This is a genomic window from Neisseria sp. P0021.S007 (genome assembly GCF_051956855.1).
Map to the genome: position 1 here is coordinate 1 of NZ_JBQCXA010000786.1, position 597 is coordinate 597.

At 56.8% G+C, this 597-nt stretch carries 1 protein-coding gene; it reads right to left on the bottom strand.

The features are described 5' to 3' along the window. On the bottom strand, positions 1 to 597 hold a 597-nt coding region (locus ACTHUR_RS15950), incomplete at both ends, for an alanine:cation symporter family protein (RefSeq protein ID WP_440399644.1).

Below are 597 nucleotides of genomic sequence, written 5' to 3' on the forward strand. Positions count from 1 at the left end.
GGCTCCAAACCAAATCGAATTTGCCCAGCGTGCCCAACACGATAGCCAGTAGCACGAGCGCGCGGTAGATGCCCAAGTGTTTTCCCCTGAAGAGGAAGCGGATGTTGGACTCGCCAAAGTAGGACCAGCCGATGATGGTGGTGAAGGCGAAGAAGGTCAGGCAGACGGCGAGCAGTTGCGAACCGAAGCCGGGGAAGGCTTTACTGAAGGCGAATTGGGTCACCGCCGCGCCTTGTTCGCCGGAAAGGTTGGCATCGGTCAGGAGGATAATCAGCGCGGTGGCGGTGCAGACCAAGATGGTGTCGATGAAGACGCCGATAAATGCCGCCAAGCCTTGTTGAACGGGGTGGTTCACGTCGGCAGTAGCGTGTGCGTGCGGTGTCGAACCCATACCTGCTTCGTTGGAAAACAGTCCGCGTGCCACGCCGTAACGGACGGCTTCGCGCATACCGATACCTGCCGCGCCGCCTAACACAGCTTCGGGATTGAAGGCGGCGGTAAAGATGTGGTTGAACATCGGTACGATGTGGTCGGAGAATTCAAACAGGATAACGACCGCACACAAAATATAGATAATCGCCATAAACGGTACGATGA